The organism is Pseudomonas sp. FP1742 (genome assembly GCF_030687145.1).
In the GTDB taxonomy this organism is placed as follows: Bacteria; Pseudomonadota; Gammaproteobacteria; order Pseudomonadales; family Pseudomonadaceae; genus Aquipseudomonas; species Aquipseudomonas frederiksbergensis_D.
The window spans coordinates 4560732-4580778 of the sequence record NZ_CP117460.1 but is presented as its reverse complement, the minus strand read 5'-3'; the positions used below and the strand labels follow the sequence as shown (position 1 = coordinate 4580778).

23 protein-coding genes are annotated in these 20047 nt (G+C 59.4%); 22 read left to right on the top strand and 1 reads right to left on the bottom strand.

Features of this window, described 5'->3' with window-relative positions:
* Positions 1-52 precede the first annotated feature (52 nt).
* The 20 genes from PSH64_RS20580 (at position 53) to PSH64_RS20485 (ending at position 17561) form a co-directional block, all read left to right on the top strand.
* Positions 53-829 carry a hypothetical protein gene (locus PSH64_RS20580; protein ID WP_305478456.1) on the top strand — a complete coding sequence of 259 codons (777 nt, stop codon included), beginning with the start codon at positions 53-55 and terminating at the stop codon, positions 827-829.
* A gap of 65 nt (positions 830-894) precedes the next feature.
* Positions 895-2025 (top strand): P22 coat - protein 5 family protein, encoded by a 1131-nt coding sequence (locus PSH64_RS20575; protein ID WP_305478455.1) that lies wholly within the window; start codon positions 895-897, stop codon positions 2023-2025.
* Between the two features lie 55 nt (positions 2026-2080).
* Positions 2081-2389, top strand: a complete 309-nt coding sequence (locus tag PSH64_RS20570; protein ID WP_305478454.1) for a hypothetical protein — start codon at positions 2081-2083, stop codon at positions 2387-2389.
* A gap of 3 nt (positions 2390-2392) precedes the next feature.
* Positions 2393-2887, top strand: a complete 495-nt coding sequence (locus tag PSH64_RS20565) for a DnaT-like ssDNA-binding protein (protein ID WP_305478453.1) — start codon at positions 2393-2395, stop codon at positions 2885-2887.
* A complete protein-coding gene (locus tag PSH64_RS20560; protein ID WP_305478451.1) occupies positions 2887-3276 on the top strand; it encodes a hypothetical protein in 390 nt (129 codons plus the stop codon). The genes PSH64_RS20565 and PSH64_RS20560 overlap by 1 nt, the downstream gene beginning before the upstream one ends.
* A complete protein-coding gene (locus tag PSH64_RS20555; RefSeq protein WP_305478449.1) occupies positions 3273-3842 on the top strand; it encodes a hypothetical protein in 570 nt (189 codons plus the stop codon). Before PSH64_RS20560 ends, PSH64_RS20555 begins: the two co-directional genes overlap by 4 nt.
* On the top strand, positions 3842-4261 hold the full coding sequence (locus PSH64_RS20550) for a phage tail terminator-like protein (protein WP_305478448.1): 420 nt from the start codon (positions 3842-3844) through the stop codon (positions 4259-4261). The genes PSH64_RS20555 and PSH64_RS20550 overlap by 1 nt, the downstream gene beginning before the upstream one ends.
* 69 nt (positions 4262-4330) lie before the next feature.
* Positions 4331-4978 carry a phage tail protein gene (locus PSH64_RS20545; RefSeq protein ID WP_305478447.1) on the top strand — a complete coding sequence of 216 codons (648 nt, stop codon included), beginning with the start codon at positions 4331-4333 and terminating at the stop codon, positions 4976-4978.
* 9 nt (positions 4979-4987) lie between these two features.
* Complete coding sequence (locus tag PSH64_RS20540) at positions 4988-5371, top strand: phage tail assembly chaperone (RefSeq protein WP_305478446.1); 384 nt, start codon at positions 4988-4990, stop codon at positions 5369-5371.
* Between the two features lie 47 nt (positions 5372-5418).
* Positions 5419-5679, top strand: coding sequence for a DUF1799 domain-containing protein (locus tag PSH64_RS20535; RefSeq protein ID WP_305478445.1), 261 nt, complete (start codon positions 5419-5421; stop codon positions 5677-5679).
* A 42-nt stretch (positions 5680-5721) separates the two neighbouring features.
* Complete coding sequence (locus PSH64_RS20530; RefSeq protein ID WP_305478444.1) at positions 5722-9024, top strand: phage tail tape measure protein; 3303 nt, start codon at positions 5722-5724, stop codon at positions 9022-9024.
* Between the two features lie 9 nt (positions 9025-9033).
* Positions 9034-9363 (top strand): phage tail protein, encoded by a 330-nt coding sequence (locus PSH64_RS20525; RefSeq protein WP_305478442.1) that lies wholly within the window; start codon positions 9034-9036, stop codon positions 9361-9363.
* Positions 9360-10052 carry a phage minor tail protein L gene (locus tag PSH64_RS20520; RefSeq protein ID WP_305409627.1) on the top strand — a complete coding sequence of 231 codons (693 nt, stop codon included), beginning with the start codon at positions 9360-9362 and terminating at the stop codon, positions 10050-10052. Before PSH64_RS20525 ends, PSH64_RS20520 begins: the two co-directional genes overlap by 4 nt.
* 2 nt (positions 10053-10054) lie before the next feature.
* Positions 10055-10762 (top strand): C40 family peptidase, encoded by a 708-nt coding sequence (locus PSH64_RS20515; RefSeq protein ID WP_305478441.1) that lies wholly within the window; start codon positions 10055-10057, stop codon positions 10760-10762.
* A 58-nt stretch (positions 10763-10820) separates the two neighbouring features.
* Complete coding sequence (locus PSH64_RS20510; protein ID WP_305478440.1) at positions 10821-11243, top strand: hypothetical protein; 423 nt, start codon at positions 10821-10823, stop codon at positions 11241-11243.
* 57 nt (positions 11244-11300) lie between these two features.
* Positions 11301-11915, top strand: coding sequence for a tail assembly protein (locus PSH64_RS20505; RefSeq protein WP_305478439.1), 615 nt, complete (start codon positions 11301-11303; stop codon positions 11913-11915).
* Positions 11912-15121 carry a host specificity protein J gene (locus PSH64_RS20500; protein ID WP_305478437.1) on the top strand — a complete coding sequence of 1070 codons (3210 nt, stop codon included), beginning with the start codon at positions 11912-11914 and terminating at the stop codon, positions 15119-15121. Before PSH64_RS20505 ends, PSH64_RS20500 begins: the two co-directional genes overlap by 4 nt.
* Before the next feature lie 3 nt (positions 15122-15124).
* On the top strand, positions 15125-16276 hold the full coding sequence (locus PSH64_RS20495) for a hypothetical protein (protein WP_305478436.1): 1152 nt from the start codon (positions 15125-15127) through the stop codon (positions 16274-16276).
* Positions 16273-16710: a tail fiber assembly protein gene (locus PSH64_RS20490; RefSeq protein ID WP_305478434.1), complete on the top strand. Its 438-nt coding sequence runs from the start codon at positions 16273-16275 to the stop codon at positions 16708-16710. Before PSH64_RS20495 ends, PSH64_RS20490 begins: the two co-directional genes overlap by 4 nt.
* Positions 16707-17561: a S9 family peptidase gene (locus PSH64_RS20485; protein ID WP_305478433.1), complete on the top strand. Its 855-nt coding sequence runs from the start codon at positions 16707-16709 to the stop codon at positions 17559-17561. Before PSH64_RS20490 ends, PSH64_RS20485 begins: the two co-directional genes overlap by 4 nt.
* 217 nt (positions 17562-17778) lie before the next feature.
* On the opposite strand, the gene PSH64_RS20480 is transcribed toward PSH64_RS20485, so the two are convergent.
* On the bottom strand, positions 17779-18813 hold the full coding sequence (locus PSH64_RS20480) for an acyltransferase (protein WP_305478432.1): 1035 nt from the start codon (positions 18811-18813) through the stop codon (positions 17779-17781).
* Between the two features lie 117 nt (positions 18814-18930).
* Here PSH64_RS20480 and PSH64_RS20475 point away from each other — a divergent pair, with 117 nt between their 5' ends.
* Both PSH64_RS20475 and PSH64_RS20470 read left to right on the top strand, forming a co-directional pair.
* Positions 18931-19356 carry a cell wall hydrolase gene (locus PSH64_RS20475; RefSeq protein WP_305478431.1) on the top strand — a complete coding sequence of 142 codons (426 nt, stop codon included), beginning with the start codon at positions 18931-18933 and terminating at the stop codon, positions 19354-19356.
* On the top strand, positions 19353-19868 hold the full coding sequence (locus tag PSH64_RS20470; protein WP_305478430.1) for a DUF2514 family protein: 516 nt from the start codon (positions 19353-19355) through the stop codon (positions 19866-19868). Before PSH64_RS20475 ends, PSH64_RS20470 begins: the two co-directional genes overlap by 4 nt.
* The last annotated feature ends 179 nt before the right edge of the window (positions 19869-20047 follow it).

Sequence of the window (20047 nt, the reverse complement as noted above, 5' to 3'; positions counted from 1 at the left end):
GACGGGGCTTTTTATTGCCGCCAGGCGGCCAACAGACCCCAGGGGTTAGCAGATGTTTATTTTCGGCAAGTGGTATCCGCTGATGGCGGAAGAAGGTGGTGGCGAAGGTGGTGATGGTGGCAATGGCGGTGGTGGAGGCGGGTCAAGCCCGGAAATCACCCCGGAAATCGAAGCGATCATCGCGTCTCGGGTTGGCGAGGCTGTAACCGGTCTGAAGACCAAGAACAGCGAACTGCTCGGGAAGATCAAGACCTACGGCGACCAACTCAAGTCCTTCGAAGGTATCGATCCGGAAGCAGTGCGCGGCATTCTCTCGAAGTTTGCGAACGACGAAGAAGCTCAGCTGATTGCCAAGGGGGATATCGACACTGTCCTGGCCAAGCGTGCTGACCGCATGAAGGCCGGCTTCGAGAAAGACCTGAAGGCGGCACAAGACGCCGCGACCAACGCATCCAGCCGCACCGAAAAGTTCGCTTCCCGCGTCCTCAAGGGCGAGGTGGTAGGCGCCGCAACTGAAGCTGGCGTACACAAGTACGCCATGGAAGACGCGATGCTGGCCGCCGCCCGCGATTTCGAGCTGGACGACGACGGTAACCCAATCGCCCGCGAGGGCAAGTACGGCAAAGACGGCAAGCCGCTGACGCTCAAGGAGTGGTTTGCGGAAATGAAGGACTCCCGTCCTCACTGGTTCCCTGCTACCGGCAACGGTGGCGGAGCGGGCCATGGCGGCGGGAATGGCTCCAAGACCATGACGCAAGAAGCATTCAACGCACTCTCCCCGAAAGAACGGGCTGCGGCGATGAACAGCGGCATGACCATCAAGGGCTGATTTACCAAACCCCAAACCAAGGCCCGCCATGTGCGGGTTTTTTATTGCCTTAAGGAAACCGCCACATGGCAAACGTTCTCACCGCATTGCAGCCGGTTCTGTACTCGGCTGCCCAAGAAGTCTCGAACGAAGCGTTCGGGGTAATCAGCTCGATCAATGCCAACTTTGACGACAAGAAAGTCGCCAAGGGTGACACCGTCAAGGTTCCGGTCGCTCCGACCCGCACTCCGACTGACTTCACCCCGGGCGTGGCCGCTCCTCAGGGTGATGATGCAACCGCGACCAGCGTCGACGTGGCAATCACTGCTTCGAAGAAAGTCAGCTGGTACATGACTGGAGATCAGCTGCAAAGCCTGCAAAACGGCGGCACCGACAAGGAATGGGTTCGCCAACTCATTGCCCAGGGCATGCGCTCGCTGCGCAATCTGGCAGAAGCTGACTGCGCCGTCGCCATCAAGCAGGGCGCCTCCCGCGCTGTCGGCACCGCCGGCACCAACCCGTTCGCCTCGGACATCAACATCATCGCCGACGCGCGTAAGGTGTTGCTGGATAACGGTGCGCCGCTCGCTGACCTGCAAATGTGCATCGACTCGAGCGCTGGCGTGGCTGCCCGCAAGCTCGGCATCATCCAGCAAGCCTATCAGGCGGGCAGCGATGAAGAACGTCGCAGCGGTCGTCTGCTGCGTCAGTTCGGCTTCGCTATCACCGAATCGGCAGGCATCACCACGCACACCAAGGGTACTGGCGCGTCCTACGTTACCAGTGGCTCGACTGCTACCGGCGTGCGCGACATTGCTCTGGTAACCGGCACCGGTACCGTGCTGGCTGGCGACGTTGTGACCTTCGCTGCTGACTCGGTCAACAAGTACGTGGTCACCAACGGTGTTGCTGCTCCTGGCACTATCAGCCTTGGCCGTCCGGGTGCTCGCACCACCATCGCGACTGCCAATGCCATGACCATCGGCAACAACTACGCACCGAACCTCGCGTTCGAACGTAGCGCCGTGGTAGGCATCATGCGTCCGCCAGCCATGCCGGAAAACGCCACCATCGACCAGATGCTGATCAGTGATCAGAACGGCATGACCTACCTGCTGCTGCAAATCCAGCAGTACGGCCAGACCACCTGGGAGCTTCACCTGGCATGGGGCTTCAAAGTGGTTCAATCCGAGCACGTCTGCCTCGTTCTGGGCTGATACGTCGAATAGCGCTCAGGGGCTTCGGCCCCTGCGTGTTCAAGAGGAATAGAGCATGGCTGGTTTGACCAAAGAGCAAAAAACCGAGCGCGCACTGCAAGCGAAAGCATTGGAGCTGAGCGGGCTGAAGGCAGAAGAATTCGCGCTGTTGTCTGCTGAAGAGCAGGCGGTGCACATGGCAAAGGCGCAAGAGGCACTTGATGCGGAGGAATTGGCCAAGGCAGCGGCTGCCAAAAAGCCCGAGCCTGAGGAAGATGAGGTGGACAACTCCCACCTGATCGAAGTGGAAAAGGACGGCGAAACCCTTCACGTGCACCCAACCGCACTGGCTGACCACAAGCGCAACGGCTGGAAAGAGGTTTAACCCATGGCTCTCGTCATCGAAACCGGTTTGATCGTTCCAGGTGCCGAGAGTTTTGCCACGGCTGCTGAACTGGTCGCCTATGCGGCGAACTTCGGCCGGGTGATTCCGGCTGATACGCCGTCGCAGGAGGCATTGCTGCGCCGGGCAGCGCTGCAGATGAGTGCGCTGCCCTGGAAGGGGCACACGGTGAGCTCGCTGCAAACTCTGGCCTGGCCTCGGTATGAAGTCAGCCTGAACAAGTGGCTGCTGCCGTCCAACACCATCCCCGCGCAGGTCAAGGCCGGGCAGATGGCTCTGGCGACCGAGATTCATGCGGATGACCTTTCCCCACCTGAACAGCGCCTTGGCGCGATCAGCCGGGAGAAGGTTGGCCCGCTTGAAACCGAGTACTCGACTGCAAGCCCCATCATCAGCAAGCCTGCAGCTGTTCGGCAGTCCTATGCGCAGTTCTCTGGGCTTTTGCAGTCATCCAGTCAGGTCTCACTGAGTAGAAGCTGATGGCAGACATCTATGATCGAGCGAAGGCGAGCGCTGCGCGGATGTTGGCGCCGCGCTCCCAAGGCGGCAAAGGCCTTGAGCTGTCGCTGATCCGCGTTACGACCGGCGATTACGACCCGGAGACGGGCACCACGCCGACCACTCCGGCTCAATACGATGGTTCAGGCTTTCGTGACACCTACAAGCAGAGCGACATCGACGGCTCGCGCATCAAGCAGGGCGACGTGAAGATCCTAGTCTCGCCGCTGCTGCTGGATGGTACTGACACGCCGAAGCCGATCAGCCAGGACAAGATCCTGTTCGACGGCGACACCTACACCGTGCAGAACGTCGACCCTTGGGATTACGCCGGCCTCGCTGTCGGCTTCGCTGTGCAGGCGCGCAAATGAGCTTCTCCCTGGACCTGAAGGCGTTCGCCGCGAAGGCCGAAGCCAATGCCGAGACGGTCATCAAGAAGGTCGCTATCGACCTGCTGGGCGCCGTGGTGGATCGATCCCCGGTTGGCAACCCTGAGCTATGGGCAGCCAACGCCACCGCGACCCAGTACAACAATGAAGTATCACGGCTGAATGCCGAGCTGCGCAACGTTCCGGCGAACCTCACCAAGGCCGGCCGGATGAAGCCTGGGCGACTGATCAAGGACAGCATGGATCTAACCGCCGGCGCCGGGTATGTCGGCGGGCGCTTCCGGGGCAACTGGCAGGTCAGCTTCGACGTAGCCAAGACCGGCACGCTCGAGCGCATCGACCCGTCTGGCAACGACTCGAAAGGCGAGGGGATAGGCGTCATCCAAGGCTTCACGACCCAGGTCGGCACCATCTGGATGATGAATAACCTGCCTTACGGCCAGCCGCTCGAATATGGGCACTCGACCCAGGCCCCCGCCGGCATGGTCCGCATCTCCGTCCTCGAAGTGCAGATGTTCATCGATAAAGCCGTCTCGGAGCTTCCCTGATGTCAGACAAGATCATCCGCTCCCTGTTTGAGGCTCGCCTGAAGACGTGGGCGACTGCCCGGGTTCCGGCGCTGCCGATTGCCTACGAAGACGTCGCCTTCACGCCGCCAGCGGACGGCTCGCCCTACCTGCGCGCCTTCCTGCTGCCGGCCAACACGACCAGCGAAGACCTTGAAGGCAAGCACACGGCTTACCGTGGCGTCTTTCAGGTCAGCGTGGTGACCAAGGCCGGCATCGGTCGTGGTGCCGCTGAAGGGATCGCCGACGAGATCGCCGCTCTGTTCCCGAACAACCTCGGCCTGACAAAGACGACCTTCACCGTATACGTCCGCGCACCGATGTCCACTGGCTCAGCCCAGCAGGGCGACACGACCACCACGCTGCCGCTGTCGATCCAGTACCGGGCCGACACCAACTAATCCGCCCATTGGGCAAACCCAGAACCCGCCATTGAGCGGGTTTTGTCATTTCTGCATAGAGGAATACCCATGGCCGTAAAATTGCCAAACGGTGCGACGTTCGAACACGCCGCCACCTACGCCGCACCACTCGCTTTCTCGGCGATCTCCAACGCCTCCGAAGCCATCTGCACCGTGACCGGCGCCACGCTGGCGGTCGGCGATATTCTGCTGGTCGCGTCTGGCTGGACCGCACTGAACAACAAGGTCGTCCGCGTCAAGGCAGCAACTGCCACCGCGATCACCCTGGAAGCGATCGACACCACCGACACTACCGTGTACCCGGCCGGTTCTGGTGTTGGCAGCCTGAAAAAGGTGCTGACCTGGGTGCAGATCCCGCAAATCACCGACTTCGCGTCGGCCGGCGGCGAGCAGAACTACGCGGATGTCGCCTTCCTCGAGGCGCAGCAAGGCTTCCAGATTCCGACCGACAAGTCTGCCGCCAGCATGACCATCACCGTTGCGGATGACCCGGCCCTGCCATACGTGCCAGTCGTTACTGCGGCAGACACTGCCCGTACCATCCAGGCTGCGCGCATGAACCTGCCAGGCACCGACAAGCTGTACTACGGCGTCTTCACCTCGTTCTCGCAACAGCCGGCCATCTCGCGCAACAACGTGATGACAAAGACTGTTTCCATGGCGCTGCAAGCCACCGCCACTCGCTACACGTCGTAAGGAAGCCCCATGGCCAGTTTCAAGATTGCCCAGAACCCGACGTTCAAGAAGGAAGTCGAGATCCCTCGCGTCGGCGCCGATCCGATCTCGGTTGAGTTCGAGTTCAAGTATCGCGACCGCAACGAGCTTTCCGCGATGTTCGACAAGTGGAATGCCGCGCGCGAAGCCACGGTTGCAGCAGCTACCAAGGAAGGATCGACGTGGGAGGAAACCACCGCCGCCGAGATCAAGCTTCAAGCCAGCCAGATGAAAGACATTGTGGTCGGCTGGGCGTTTGATGATGCGTTCACGGAAGAGGCGATCGTGGATCTGGTCACTGCCTGCGTCGGCGCTCCTACCGCAGTTATCGATGCCTACCAGAAGGCCTACGAGGTTGCCCGCCGGGGAAACTGATCGCCGCAGCGCGCGCGATGTATGAGCCGTGCGCCACAGCCGAAGACATGGCCAAGCTGGGCCTGACGCTAGCTGATATTGCAAATGACGACGTGGAGATCTGGCCAGATAACTGGCCAGTCTTCCGCCTGTTCAATGCGCTGGGCACTCAATGGCGTACTGGTGCTGGCGGGGCTACCGGACTGGATTACTCCGTAGTCCGTGAAGTAGCAGTCCTAATCGGCATAAAGAAGCGGCAAATCCCCGAGATATTTCCTGACCTCCAGATCATGGAGGCCGAGGCGCTGGCCGTCATGGCCGAGGCGTGAGAACGCAGCCCGTTAAGCCGGGCGCTTATTTGAAGGTGGTCTATGGATATTGCATCGCTCGGCATAAAGATTGATACGTCGGACGCTGCAAAAGCCTCTACTGACATGGACAAGATGGTCGACTCAGGCGTTCGAGCCGAAGAGACTGTCAAGCGCACGGGTAAGGCTTGGGAGCAAGCCCTAGGCGGTATGGCTGCGGATACTCAGCAGATCGTCCGCGAGCTGCAAGCTCTGAATGCCAAGCAGGACGCTACAGCGCGGGCGATGGTTTCAGTCGGGAAGTCCATTACGGATGCGTCCAGCTCGTTTCAGGCGGCGGCCAATTCCATAGGCACGTACCGCGAACGATCTGAAGCGCTCAATGGAACTCAAGAAAAGGTTGTCAGAAGCGCTGAAAGAGCGGCCGTTGCCATTAAGCAGCAAACAGTCTCTGCAGATAGTGCAGTTGGCTCATTTCGCGCACTGCACGGTGGCACGACAGCTCTTGAAGCTGGCATGTTCTCACTTGGCAACTCAATCAAGAATGGCACCTTTGTCGACTCGCTGAAATCGACTCAAGAGGCAAAAGCATGGCTTGCGTCGCTGAATGCAACCACCAAAGAGTCTGGCGTCGCATTCCTTGAAGCAGGACAGAAACTCACCTATCTATCGACCGGCCTGAAGGGGCTTGGCGCATGGTCTGGATCTGGCACTCCGGTTTTTGGACAGATCAGCAAGCAAGGCGCCGAAGCAACTGCTGGCTTGGTCAACTTCAACAAGGCCGCCATTCAAACCGGAGTCTCAGCCAAGCAAACAGCCGCGGCATTGCGCGGGGTGCCAGCGCAGTTCACTGACATTGTGACCAGTCTTCAGGCCGGCCAAGCACCACTGCAGGTGTTTCTACAACAAGGCGGTCAACTGAAAGACATGTTTGGCGGTGTCGGCCCGGCAGCGAAGGCTCTGGGTGGTTATGTTCTGGCACTGGTAAACCCCTTCACCGTTGCAGCTGCGGCAGCTGCTGCGCTGGGGTTCGCCTATTACAAGGGTAGTCAGGAGTCCACTGCCTACAATACCGCCCTGGTCCTCACCGGCAATGCGGCAGGAACCAGCGCTGACCAGTTGGCAACTCTGGCCGGCCAAGTCAGTGCGACAGTTGGCACCACCGGTGCTGCTGCTGAGGTACTGGCCAAGCTGGCTGGCAATAGCAAGATTGCCGGCGAAAGCTTTGGCGAGATCGCTACGGCTGCGCTGGAGATGGAGAAAACTACCGGCAAGGCGATTGATGAAACCATCGCCGAGTTCGCCAAGATCGCCAAGGATCCGGTCGCTGCGGCGAAGGAGCTGAACGATCAGTACGGCTTCCTGACGGCAGCTGTCTACTCGCAGATCGTTGCGCTGAAGGAGCAGGGCGACACTATCGGCGCCGCCAAGCTGCTGACCGACACCTATGCCTCGACCATCAACTCCAGAACAGGTGAGATCACCCAGAATCTGGGCCTGATCGAAAGCGCCTGGAAAGGAATCAAGTCTGCAGCGCTTGGCGCGCTGGATGCCACGCTCAACATCGGCCGGACTCAGACCCTGGAGCAGCAAGCGGAAGAAATTCGCCAGCGCCTGAAATCGAATCAAGGCCGTGGCGGGCGCGCCATGGCATTGGGGCTGGATACCCGCAACACCGAGCAGGATAAAAAGGATCTCGACTACCTTGAGCTTCAAATAGAAGCCGAGAAGTCGAGAACCAAGTTCATCGGTGACCGGGTTCAGGTCCAGCAGGAAGGGATCGAGGCGGCTGGCAAACTCAAGGCGCTCAGTGACGCCAACCTCAGCAATGAGGAAAAGCGTAACAAGCTGATCAAGGAGTATCAGCGCGATGTCGAGAAGCTTCGCGCGGCCAACCCTGACGACCCATTGGTTCAGGCTGCCGTTGTCGCGAAGAACATCCAGAACATCAAGGACAAGAACAAGGATCCCGCCGGCAAGGCCAATCAGCTCAACCTGACCGGCTACAACGACGCCCAGAACGCTATCAAGGAGCTGCAGGCCACCTACTCGAACTCCGAGAAAGAGCTTGAGGCGCAGCAGAAGGCCGGGCTGATCACGCAGCAAAATTACCTCGACCAGCGTACAGCGCTGATCCGGGCGGAGCGTGAAGAGGTCACTGGCGCCTACCAGGCTGAGATTGCGGCACTGGAGGCGGTCAAGGACAAGTCGGGCACGACTGGCCAGCAACGCATCGAGCTGGACCAGAAGATCGCCGACGCACGCACCAGCATGGTCAAGGCGCAGAAGGATGCCGACAGCCAGCTTGAGATCCTCGCGACCAACGAAGAGGGCAGGGTCAAGAAGCAGGCTTTGGCGATCAAGACCTACACCGATGCCTTGCAGCAGCAGGCCGTCACGTTGCGCAACCAAGGCCAGCGAGACGCAGCAGGGCTCGGCCAGGGTGATCGGCAGAAAGCGCTATCCGGGCAATTCAACAGCATCGACGACAAGGCCAACGCCCAGCGTATCGATCTGGCCAACCAGTACGGTGACGGCTCAAGGGGCATGAGCCTCGACGAGTACAACGCCAAGCTCAAGGCCGTCGCACAGAGCCAGCAGGACCTGCGCAACGTGGTTGTCGCCAACTACGACGACATGACCTCGGCACAGGGCAGCTGGAGCGCCGGCGCATCGTCGGCCTGGGAAAACTACCTGGAATCGACGCGGGACGTGGCCGGGCAGACGAAGAGCCTGTTCACCAATGCGTTCAGTTCGGCTGAGGACGCCTTTACACGATTCGTCACGACCGGCAAGGCTTCGTTCTCTGATCTGGCCAAGTCGATTCTGGCTGATATGGCGCGGATTGCTGCTCGGCAGGCCAGCTCCTCTGCACTGAGTGGTCTGTTCGGCCTGGCTGCCAATGTGGCTGGCACCTATTTCGGTGGTAGCGGAAATGGTCTTGCCTCGGGCTCTGCCGGTGCGACCTCGTCGAACGTTGGCGCATCACAAGCTGGCTACTCGTCGACCTACTTCCCGCAGGCGAAAGGCGGAGCCTGGGCCGGCGGCGTGCAGATGTTCGCCAATGGCGGGGCCTTCTCCGACAGCGTCATCAGCACACCAACAGCCTTTGGTATGGCCAACGGCAAAACCGGGGTAATGGGTGAGGCTGGTCCGGAGGCGATTGTGCCTCTGGCTCGCGACTCGCAAGGCCGTCTCGGCGTTCGCGGCGGGGCCAACTCCAGCACGGTCAACGTCAGCGTGACGGTAGACGCCTCCGAAGGTGGTGGCGCTTCACCAGATCCGGCGCGCCTGGCTGAAGCCATCAAGGTGGTTTGCCGTCAGGAAATATCACTCGCACGCCGTAACGGTGGGCAACTCACTTAAGGAGGCAGCATGCTGGCATTCACATGGGTTCCAACATACGACGCCTCCCGGGTGATCACGCCGACCGTCAAGGTGATCAAGTTCGGCGATGGGTATGAGCAGCGGCAGGGGACCGGGATCAATCGGCAGCCACGCAAGTACTCGCTGACGTTCAAGCGGGCCAAGGCGGAGATTGATCTGATCGATGCCTTTCTCGCAGCCCGAGGCGCCGTCGAGGCCTTCAACTACACGCACCACGGTCAGTCTATCGGGGTTTTTGTTTGCCGCGAATGGACCAGGACCGACATCGCCCGCGGCGTGGACGGCCTGTCTGCGACCTTTGAGGAGGTTTACGAATGACCGCACTCCAGGGTCAGCTTTCGCTGGCAACCGGTCTGACCATGTGGGAGGGGTTCGAGCTGGTGCTACCGAGCCTGACCCTTCGCTTCACTGCCGGGACAAACGAAAACCTTGGTTCGGTCATCTGGCAGGGCAACACCTATACGCCGTGGCCAATCAACGCTGAGGAGTTTGCAACGCCGAGCCAAGGCTCGCCGGCGCGGCCCAAGCTGCAGGTCGGCAACTTCGGCGGCACTATCTCTGCGCTGTGCCGGCAATATGAGGACTTGCTCGGCGCCAAACTCAAGCGTCGGCGCACCCTGGTCAAGTACCTGGATGCAGTGAACTTCTCGGCCGGCAACCCAACGGCAAACCCCTCCGAAGAGTACCCGGTCGAAACGTGGATCATCACGCGCAAGGCCAACGAAACGCCGGCAGCCATCGAATTCGAACTGGGCTCTCCGCTCGACCTGCAAGGCGTCAAGCTTCCGCGGCGCCAGGTCATTGCCGGCACTTGCCTATGGGCCTACCGGTCTGGAGAGTGTGGCTATGCCGGCGGCCCAGTGGCGGACTACCTCAACAACCCCACCAGCGACCCCAGCCGGGATCAGTGCAGTCGGACTGTCACTGGCTGCAAGTTACGCTTTGGCGCCAATGGCGAACTCCCCTTTGGCGGCTTCCCGGGCATTGCCAACGTTCCGAGGCTCTGACCATGAGTGAATTGTTCAGCAAGTGTCGGTCAGAGGCTGAGGAGCATGCCCGAGCCGAGTACCCGCGGGAGTCCGTGGGGCTGGTCGTCAGCGTGCGCGGTAAGCCGCAGTACAGGCCATGCCGCAACCAATCCGAGGAGCCCGACCACTTCATCCTGCACCCCGAGGACTATGCGGCCGCCGAAGACCTGGGCGACATCGTGGCTATCGTTCATTCGCACCCGGACGTTGGTCCAGAGCCAAGCCTGCATGACTTGGCCAGCCATGCCGCGAGTCGCACCGCCTGGTGGATCGTTGGCTTGGTCGGCGATGTAGCGACATGGCATGAGATGCCGGCCTCTGGCGAAATGGCGCTGGAAGGCCGCGTGTTCGTCCATGGCGTGATCGACTGCTATACCTTGGTCCGCGACTACTACCGGCAAGTGCTCGGCATCACCCTGCCAGACTTTCACCGCAAGGATGACTGGTGGCACAACGGCGAGAACCTGTACGTCGACAACTTCGCCAAGACCGGCTTCGTCCCAGTCGACACGCCCGAGCAGGGAGACTTGATCGTCATGGCGATCGGTAGTTCGACGCCGTGCCATGGAGCCATCTGGCTGGATGGCGACATCCTGCTGCACCACCTCTATGGGCGCCTGAGCTGCAAAGAAGTCTACGGACGCGCCTACCGTGAATGCACGACGCATATCATGCGATACACGCGATAGGCCCTGTATTTGTGCGCATCTTCCCTGTTAGAGTCGCCAAAACACTCGGAGGCTCACCATGCGCAAAACTCTCGCGGCCTTGGCCCTGATCGCGCTGGCAGGATGTGCAACTTCGCCAGTTCCGTCGGCGCAAGCTATAAAAGCACCGGCCGATCGCGTACTGGCTTATCAAGTTGCACTGGAGGGCTCGGGGACGCTTACAGTTATCCGAGATAGCGGCTTTATGGGCAGCGGCTGCTACGCTACTATTTTCCTTAACGGTGAGCGAGCGGCGAAGCTCGCCCCAGAAGAAAAGGCGACTTTTATACTTGCTCCGGGGGAGTGGGTTGTAGGTGCCGCGATAGAAGGAGCAGGACTTTGCGGGCAATTGAATGAAAAACGCACAGAGACAGAAACAATATTGAAGAAGGGGCAGGAGAAATACTTCCGCGTTTTCTCGGCGCCAGAAGCAGGGCTAGACGTCCGGCCAACCAGCCTATAGCAACTAACAGATTACTAGAGCCGCCTACGGGCGGTTTTTTATTGTCCGGAGAAAAGTATGAGCGCCGTTACCGACAATGGCATGACCAGAATTCTACTCTCTGGAAGTCTCGCCAAGGCATGCGGCCGGGAGCATTTCAGGAAACTCGAAACAGGTACATCGGTCGAGGCATTCAGCGCGCTCAAGCATACCGTACCCGGATTCGAAGACTTTATCCGCGACTCAGCCCGTAAAGGCCAGCGATATGCCATTTTCCGCAACCGCGAAAATGTCGGTGAAGACAGGTTCACCCTTAGCGGGACGACTGAGATCCGCATAGTTCCGGTCATCTCCGGCAGCAAGAACGGCGGCCTGTTTCAAACCGTGCTTGGCGTGGTGATGATCGTTGTTGGCGTGGTGGCCTCTGCCTTCGGCCAGGCCTGGATAGGCGCCCCATTGATTCAAATGGGTATCGCCATGACCATCGGCGGGGTTATTCAAATGCTCTCGCCCACTCCTAAGTCGCCAAGCCAGCAAGAACAGGCCGGCACCGAGAACAAACCCAGCTACCTCTTCAACGGCGCGTTCAACTCGACGCAACAAGGCCTTCCTGTACCTGTGGTTTATGGGCAGATGCTGGTGGGCTCCAGCGTAGTTGCAGTCGGCACGTGGGCGGAGGCTATCCCTGCATGAGCGAAGTCATTGTCGGTAGAAAGGGGGGCGGGAAGGGGGGCGGTGGCGGTGGTGGGTCGACCCGCGCCGCGGTTGAGGCCCCCGACAGCCTGCGCTCACGCCAGCATGTTCGCATCTTGCACGCGATCTGCGAGGGCGAGATTGACGAGCTGGTGGGCGGCAATCAGGGAATCTATTTCGACGATGTGCCGCTGCAAAACACCGACAACAGCTACAACTTTTCGGATGTCAGCGTGCAGTGGCGCTACGGCACCCAGTCGCAGGCCTACCTGCCCATCACCGGGCTGGAGGCCGAGCAGTCGGTTGGCGTTGAGCTGAAATCGGGCGTCTCCGTTGAGCGCGCCATTACCGATGCCGATGCCGATGCTGTTCGCGTGACGGTCAGCACACCGCAATTGAGCGAGCAGAATACGCAGAACGGCGATACCAACGGTTCGTCGGCGGTGTTCAGAATCGAAGGCAAGTTAGGTAGTGGTGCATGGTTTCTGCTGTGCTCAGATCTGACGATCAACGGCAAGACCATGAGCCGGACGCAGTTTTCGTACTATCTGCGCCTGCCGACCTCAGGTGGCTTGCCGCGCTATGTCCGGATCACCCGCATTTCTGCAGACTCGACGAGCGCGGCAATCCAGAACCGGACCTTCTTCGACAGCCTGACCTTGCTGTGGGACGAAAAGCTGCGCTATCCCAACACGGCGTTAGTCGGCATCTCGATCGATGCCCAGCAGTTCGCCAGCATCCCGCGCACGGCCTTCATGATACGTGGGCTGAAGGTGCTTGTGCCGATCAACTACAACCCTGGAACCCGTTCCTATAGTGGCTCCTGGAACGGAACCTTTACCCGTGCCTGGACCGACAATCCGGCCTGGATCTGGTACGACATGCTGACCAACACCCGCTATGGGCTGGGCGGCTTGCTTGACGTTTCGCTGATCGACAAGTACGCCCTCTACAGCATCGCGCAATATTGTGATGGCTCTGTACCGAATGGCTATGGCGGCATGGAGCCGCGCTTTACTTGCAACCTGGCATTGACCACGCAGCAGGACGCCTGGAAGCTGGTCAACGACATGGTGTCGGTGTTCCGTGCCATCAGTTTTTGGGCGGGTGGCACGCTGACGGCGGTACAGGATGCGCCGCGCGCCAGTCGTTACCTGTTCAATAACTCCAACATCGTTGGAGGCGATTTCAGCTACCAGTCGGTCGCCTCCGATCAGCGCTATAACACCGCCGCAGTGACGTGGAACGATCCGCTCCAGCAATACAAGCAGTCGGTCGAGATCGTCGAGCGCCCCGACCTTATCGCGAAGTGGGGTCGCATCCAGCAGAGTGACGTGGTGGCAATTGGTTGTACCTCGCGCGGCCAAGCTCGCCGCCTTGGTCGCTGGCTGCTGTACGCAGAAAGCGAGGCGGTGACGTTTGGCGTCGGGGCGGACGGGGCCATCCCACTGCCTGGCGACATCATCGATATCGCCGATGCTAACCGGGCCGGCGCTCGCAACGGGGGCCGGCTTCTGGCCGGCAGCACGGTCTCCACGCTCTTGTTGGATGCGCCCATTGGCCAGGCCGGCACGGGCGTGGTCGGCGTGGTGATGGCGGACGGATCATACGCGACGGCGGCTGTCACCGTGGGAGCGGGCGCGACCTCCATCACGGTCTCACCGCCGTTGACGACACCGCCTCTGGCCAGCGCACCATGGGTGTTCTCGACGGCGGAACTGGAGACGCAGAAGTTTCGTGTCATCGGCATCAGTGAAGGCGACGACGGGACGTACTCGATCAGCGCCGTGGCGTATGACGCCGGAAAATTCGACGAGGTTGATTTCGGTACGCCGGATGTCGACAACCCGACCAGCAATGTGAACCTTTCTGCTCCGGACACGGTGGGGCAACTGACGTTCCTTGAATCGCTGTATGACACCGGCACCGGTCTGGCCGCTGCTCGGCTGACGGTCAGCTGGGCTCAGCCCGAGCGTGCGATGCGCTACCAGGTTGAGGTAAAGAAGCCTGGCGGCAATTGGGAGTATGTCGCCGAAGTCTCGACGCCGAGTATTGATTTCGACTCGGCGTCATCTGGTGTGTGGTCGCTGCGCATTACGCCGAAATCGGTATTGGGCCTCTCCGGGCCTGCATCGATCCAGACGTACACGGCGCAGGCGTTGCTGGCTCCGCCAGCGGCACTGACCGGACTGCGCCTCGATGTCGTCAGCAGCGTAGCCACGCTGGCGTGGGATCCGGCGGCGGAACTCGACGTCAAGCTGGGCGGCAGTATCGCCATAAGGCATTCGCGCAACACCTCATCCAACTGGGACGCGGCCTTGCCGCTGACCGACGCGGCGGGGCGCTCCACGTCGGCGGTGGTGGCATTGCTGCCAGGCAAGTACCTCGCTCGCGCGGTCGACTCCTCTGGGGTTGGCGGGCCAGTGACTGAGGTCTGGTCGGATGCGCAGGTGCCTCTGCCGGCCAACGTCTTGCTGACTGTTGCCGAGTCGCCGGCGTTCACCGGCGTCGCGGTCAATGCGGCACCGGCTGACGGCGTGCTGAGAATGTCCGGTGCCGGGTCTTTTGACGGCATAGCAGACGTCGACGCATTGCTCGGTGAGATCGACAAGTTCGGCGGTTCCGCCCTGACGATGATCTACAGCTTTGCCGCGCCGACTGACCTTGGTTATGTCTATGACTGCACGCTCACCGCCAATGTGGTGGCAGCGCTGTACGACGACGGCACCTATATCGACACGATCGCCGACTTTGACGCGCTGACAAGCATAGATGGCGACCCGCCCAGCAGTTCTTCGCTGTCGTTGTGGGTGCGCACGTCGGATGTGTCGCCGGCGGTGTGGTCGGCTTGGAAGCCGTTTGTCGTCGGGGATTACCGTGCCCGCCAGTTCGATTTCCAGCTGCGCGGCTCGGTGGAGCAGAGCACCAACTGGATCGACGTGTCAACGCTGGAAGTCGTGATCGACATGCCCGATCGCATCGAGAGCGGCAACGATTTGGTGGTGCCGATAGGGGGCCTTACTGTCACCTACTCGCCGCCGTTCAACGCCTCTCCTGCCGTCAGCCTCACCGCACAAAACCTCTCGCCGGGTGATTGGCCTGATATCTCCGTCAAAACGGCCGCCGGTTTTACGGTGGTCATCCGCAACTCAAGTGGGGTCGCTCAATCCGGCCGCTCTATCGACTACATCTCCAAGGGATACTGACTTATGTCGCAGCATGACATGACCGTTGCAAACGGCCCCGGACTGACGGTGAGGGGGGATATCAACAATGCCCTGCAGGCGCTCGCATCGCTGAGCAGCGGATCTGTGGCTCCAAGCCCTACCTTCCCGTGCCAGTTATGGGCGGATACCGGGACCAACCGGCTGTTTCGCAGGAACAGCGCCAACAGCGCATGGGTGGACATGGGACCGATTGACTCTGGCCTGCGAGAAGCATTCAACGCGTCTGTGTCTGTTACCGGAACCGGATCGGCCAACGCCTACACGGCAACCTTTGTGCCAGCAGTTACGGCATTGGTGGATGGGTTGATCCTCAACTCCACGGCTATTGCCTTGAATACTGGGGCGAGCACGTTTTCCCCAGACGGAATGACAGCCAAGCCGATCGTTAGCCTGGGTCATGCCGCACTCATTGGCGGCGAACTGCCGGTGAACAGTCGTTTTACCGTGAAATATTCATCGACGTTGGACGCATGGATTCTTACGTCTGCAAGCGGCGGCACGGCGCTGGCCGGACGCCTGCTGAATATTCAGGTCATTACCACGACCAGTACCTATACCAAGACCGTTGGCACGAACACAATCGAAGTTGAGGGCGTGGCGGCTGGTGGCGGCGGTGGCGGCACGCAGGCAACATCAGCGAGCCAGTCGGCAGCTGGCGGCGGTGGCAGCGCAGGCAGCATCGGCAAGGGGAAGTATGATGCTACTGGCTTTACCACTCAGTCGGTGACTATTGGCGCCCCAGGTGTTGGCGCGGCCGGTGTCGCGGGGACCAACGCTGCATCCTCAAGCTTCGGGTCTTTGATGACTCTACCTGGCGGGCTTGGCGGTGGTCTAGGAGCGGCTCAATCATCATTCGCCAATGCCGGGGGCAATGGTGCATCGCCAGGCAGTGCGCCGACAGGGGCAAATATTTACGGGTCTTCTGGTGATGGAGGTACTACTGGTGCCTGCTACCAAACAAGCAGCGCTACGGCAGGTATCGGCGGCAAATCACCATATGGTGCAACCGCCTTGCTTGCAGCAGTTGGTGGTTTTGGGTGTGGAGGAAGTGGTGCTCGCGCGACAGCTTCCAGCTCTGCCAATAACGGGTTCAATGGCGGGCCTGCCATGTTTATTGTGAGGGAATACGCATGAGGACTTTCGCGCGCATAGATGCAGGGGTGGTGATGGAGTTCTTTCCGACCCCTGGATATCCCCAAGAGCAGATCCCGGAAGGCGGTGATATTCGCTCGCTGTTTCATCCAGATGTTCATTGGGTCGAGATCACTGGGGCTGATCCTGCTCCAGCAGTGGGCTGGAGCTATTCGGACGGATCTTTTTCCGAGCCGGCTCCTTACGTACCAAGCGCTGCCGAGATTCACGCAACTAATTCTGCAATTCGCGACAACATGCTTGATGCCGCGACACGGGCAATCGCACCGCTTCAGGATGCCGTGGACCTTGGCGAAGTCACCGACTCCGAGCAAGCCTCCTTGATTTCGTGGAAGCAGTTTCGGGTTGCGGCGAATCGGGTAGACTTGACACATCAAACCCCCGAGTGGCCATTGCCGCCGGAGATCCAGGGATGAAGCATATGATTCGGAAAATTTTAATTGTTTGCGCAGCCATGATGCTCATTGGTCAAGCCCTGGCGGACGACGTACTATCTGCCACGCGGCGCGCCAGCGACATGGCGGCGAGCGCAGTTTTCCCTTCAGGGATGATCAGCTCGGACTACCTGGAAACGAGTGCGGCAGGGGAGCCATACCTGATCAAGTGCACCGCTCAAGCGAATCGAATCATCCTCTACCTGCATATGTGGTCGGGTGACTACAAATCCGTCAAGACCGATTTCCCCGAGCTGGCGACCTTGGATCGGGCATGTATTGTCTCGCCAAATTTCAACGGTCCTAACACCACGCCTCAGGCAATGGGTTCTGACGATGCCCTGGCTCGCATCGACATCGTTCTGAGGGAGGTGCAATACAAGACCGGTCTGTCCCGCGTCTACATCGCTGCTGCTTCTGGCGGCACGATGGCAGCCCTGAATTACATGGGTAAGTATCCGGGCAGAATTCACTTGGCATCGCTATGGCTGATCATCCACGACCTGTCGTCGCTCTACACGACAACCCAAGATCAGCAGCTAAAAGACAACATGCTGTCGGTAATCGGCACCGCGCCGTCCGGTCCTGATGATCCTGCTTATCTGGTGAGATCACCGCGCGCCAGGCTGGCCACGACCAAAGGGCCGGTCAAGGTATTCTTGAACTACGGCACCCTAGATGTCAGCACGCCACCCGCTCAAGCGGATGCAGCCAAAGCGCAGATCAATTCTGTAGCGCCTGATGTTGACGTGACTCTTAAATCTTGGCCGATAGCGCATGCATTCGCGGCATCGACACGTCAGGAAGCCATAAAGCAGTTGGTGCTTGAATAGGAAGACCTAAGCCGTGCTGCTTGGTCGTGTCACAAGCCAAGCCGGTTGGCCACCTGAAGTGATTTGGCCAGCTCAGCCGGTCGCCGGTATGGATCTGACCGTTTCGGCAGTAGCGCCAGAAACGGCGTAGTTGCAGTCGAGCACGCGCATCCCGATCATGCATTCTTGCGAATGAAAAGCCCGCCGATAGCGGGCTTGGTGTTATCTCAAGTGCACATTAAGCAAGAGCTGTTCGTGTGCCTGTCTTTCTCTCCATGGCAATCCTGAGTTTCCCCATGGATGGCTTTTCGATTAGTGCATAGGAGATATAAGAGAAGAGTATGCAGATAGCACACAAAATTGTTCCGCTTACTAAACCATATTGAGACCATCCTGGTATGTTGCGGTTGAAGACCGGGTAGTAGTACTCTACGACATAAATAATTTGGTAATGCCAGATATACATGCTGTAAGAGATGACACCCAAAAATACAAAGGGCGATATCAACCAAGACACAGCCTGATTGCATTCCTTGCCTTTTGTCAGTGAGATGCAGGACAGGGCAAACGCAATGGCGATGATCCGGCCGGCGTAGGCGTGCAAAGCATCCCCTAGGCAGGCGTAAATCGCCAGTGCTATAGCCGCAAGGCAGATGATCAGCCTCTCTTTGTTGCTAGCCTCAGCAAAAAAAATACCAAGGGCAAAGGCGTAAAAAACCTGCGCGAACTTGAAATATCCAAGCCAGCCGCAAGCTAAGAAAATGCCGAATATGGCAAGCGATGAAAATAGAATTACGTATTTGTCTCGGATGCCTGCCATCAATATGATGGGGGCTATCACATAAAACATTGCTTCGTGGGTTAGCGTCCACAGAACAGGGTTTATGTCTCTAGCAACTGAAGGGTATAGATCTTGAGAAAATATAAGGTGTCTGAAGATAATCCATACATCATAAGTCGGAGTCCAGCGGCTACCGATAAAGCTAATTGCAGCTGTAACAACGAGCAAGCTAATAAGATAAAGCGGAACTAGTCGTGTGAGGCGATGGATTGCGTATAGTTTGATCCCGCCAGGTGTTCCGATAAGACGCGTGCCAGACTGCCATATCAAATAACCGCTCAGACAGAAGAAGACGTAAACCCCGAAATCGCCCATGAGACCCTTGTGGGCAGAAAACCAGGCATTGGTTGCAAGTCCGGACGTATCTGAGTGATCGAAGAAAACGGCGGCGGCGGCGATTCCTCGCAGCGCGTCAATCGTTTTTGTATGCAAGTTGTATCTCATGCGACAAGAAACCATGGCTTTGTAGAAAGGCCGACATGATGGCACCAACAAACCTATTAGTCGAAGCCCGCCTAGTGCGGGCTTTTTGTTGCCCGGAGAAAAGTCATGACCGAAACCGAGAAAGACCGCGACATCCTCGCACGCACGCTGTGGGGTGAGGCGCGCGGCGAATCACTGGCCGGCCAGATCGCCGTGGCCTGGACCATCCGCAACCGCGTGAACGATGGCAAGGCCAAGTCGTGGTGGGGTGAGGGCTATGCCGGCGTGTGCCTGAAGCCTTACCAGTTCAGCTGCTGGAACAAGAACGATCCGAACTTTGCCTACCTCAGCGGCGCGAAGCCGATCCCGGAAGGGCAGTTCGCCCAAGCGCAGAAGGCTGCCGATGTGGTGATTTCCGGCGCAGAGCCCGATCCCACTAGCGGCGCCACGCACTACTACGCAACCACCATGCCCGCGGCTCCGGTCTGGGCGGCAAAGGCCAAGCAGACGCTGAAGCTCGGCCACCACGTCTTCTTCAAGGATGTGCCATGAAACCGCTCTGGCTGCGCATCCTGCCTTATATAGCGGCGGTGCTGCTGGCGGCCGGCGTTCTGTTTGGCGCATATCACCACGGACTGTCGGTGAAGGAGGCCGAATGGCAATCGGCCTGGAATGACCGCAACACACGGGACGCTGAGGCCAAGGCACTGAATGAGTCCGCCGAGCGCGCCAAAGAACAAGCCCGTCAACTTTCCATCAATAAGGCGATTCAGGATGGCCAACAGATTATTGACCAAGCAATTGCTGATGCTGCTGCCGCTCGCGCTTCTGCTGACAGCCTGCGCGGGGCAGCCGACACCCTTGCCAGTCGCCTCTCAGCCAGCCAAGCCAGCGGCAATTCCTGCACTGCCGCCGCAAGCAAGGCAGCTACCCGCGCCGCAATGGTGCTTGCCGACGTGCTCAAGCGCGCTGACCAGCGAGCGGGCGATCTGGCTGAAGTTGCTGACCAGGCCAGAGCCAGGGGCGTGACTTGCGAGCAGGCGTATAACGGTATTTCAAAATAGAGATTGTGTTCGGTCGGCAGGACGCCGGAGGAGGGTGCGTGACTTTTGCGTGACTCTCTCACGCACTTGCAAGCTCTTGTGGGCATTCGGTTGCAGCGAGCGCCAATGATTACGGCCGTTTCACAAGGTCTTGCCGGGGTACTGCGTGCATGGGGTGCTAGGGGTCGAGTGTTCGAATC

Bases quoted from the DNA above. Each gene is read 5' to 3' on its own strand.
- PSH64_RS20580 (WP_305478456.1), top strand. From the start codon at position 53: ATGTTTATTTTCGGCAAGTGGTATCCGCTGATGGCGGAAGAAGGTGGT.
- PSH64_RS20510 (WP_305478440.1), top strand. From the start codon at position 10,821: ATGCGCAAAACTCTCGCGGCCTTGGCCCTGATCGCGCTGGCAGGATGT.
- PSH64_RS20515 (WP_305478441.1), top strand. From the start codon at position 10,055: ATGAGTGAATTGTTCAGCAAGTGTCGGTCAGAGGCTGAGGAGCATGCC.
- PSH64_RS20520 (WP_305409627.1), top strand. From the start codon at position 9,360: ATGACCGCACTCCAGGGTCAGCTTTCGCTGGCAACCGGTCTGACCATG.
- PSH64_RS20485 (WP_305478433.1), top strand. From the start codon at position 16,707: ATGAAGCATATGATTCGGAAAATTTTAATTGTTTGCGCAGCCATGATG.
- PSH64_RS20565 (WP_305478453.1), top strand. From the start codon at position 2,393: ATGGCTCTCGTCATCGAAACCGGTTTGATCGTTCCAGGTGCCGAGAGT.
- PSH64_RS20500 (WP_305478437.1), top strand. From the start codon at position 11,912: ATGAGCGAAGTCATTGTCGGTAGAAAGGGGGGCGGGAAGGGGGGCGGT.
- PSH64_RS20555 (WP_305478449.1), top strand. From the start codon at position 3,273: ATGAGCTTCTCCCTGGACCTGAAGGCGTTCGCCGCGAAGGCCGAAGCC.
- PSH64_RS20560 (WP_305478451.1), top strand. From the start codon at position 2,887: ATGGCAGACATCTATGATCGAGCGAAGGCGAGCGCTGCGCGGATGTTG.
- PSH64_RS20570 (WP_305478454.1), top strand. From the start codon at position 2,081: ATGGCTGGTTTGACCAAAGAGCAAAAAACCGAGCGCGCACTGCAAGCG.
- PSH64_RS20470 (WP_305478430.1), top strand. From the start codon at position 19,353: ATGAAACCGCTCTGGCTGCGCATCCTGCCTTATATAGCGGCGGTGCTG.
- PSH64_RS20525 (WP_305478442.1), top strand. From the start codon at position 9,034: ATGCTGGCATTCACATGGGTTCCAACATACGACGCCTCCCGGGTGATC.
- PSH64_RS20475 (WP_305478431.1), top strand. From the start codon at position 18,931: ATGACCGAAACCGAGAAAGACCGCGACATCCTCGCACGCACGCTGTGG.
- PSH64_RS20490 (WP_305478434.1), top strand. From the start codon at position 16,273: ATGAGGACTTTCGCGCGCATAGATGCAGGGGTGGTGATGGAGTTCTTT.
- PSH64_RS20505 (WP_305478439.1), top strand. From the start codon at position 11,301: ATGAGCGCCGTTACCGACAATGGCATGACCAGAATTCTACTCTCTGGA.
- PSH64_RS20545 (WP_305478447.1), top strand. From the start codon at position 4,331: ATGGCCGTAAAATTGCCAAACGGTGCGACGTTCGAACACGCCGCCACC.
- PSH64_RS20575 (WP_305478455.1), top strand. From the start codon at position 895: ATGGCAAACGTTCTCACCGCATTGCAGCCGGTTCTGTACTCGGCTGCC.
- PSH64_RS20495 (WP_305478436.1), top strand. From the start codon at position 15,125: ATGTCGCAGCATGACATGACCGTTGCAAACGGCCCCGGACTGACGGTG.
- PSH64_RS20530 (WP_305478444.1), top strand. From the start codon at position 5,722: ATGGATATTGCATCGCTCGGCATAAAGATTGATACGTCGGACGCTGCA.
- PSH64_RS20550 (WP_305478448.1), top strand. From the start codon at position 3,842: ATGTCAGACAAGATCATCCGCTCCCTGTTTGAGGCTCGCCTGAAGACG.
- PSH64_RS20540 (WP_305478446.1), top strand. From the start codon at position 4,988: ATGGCCAGTTTCAAGATTGCCCAGAACCCGACGTTCAAGAAGGAAGTC.
- PSH64_RS20535 (WP_305478445.1), top strand. From the start codon at position 5,419: ATGGCCAAGCTGGGCCTGACGCTAGCTGATATTGCAAATGACGACGTG.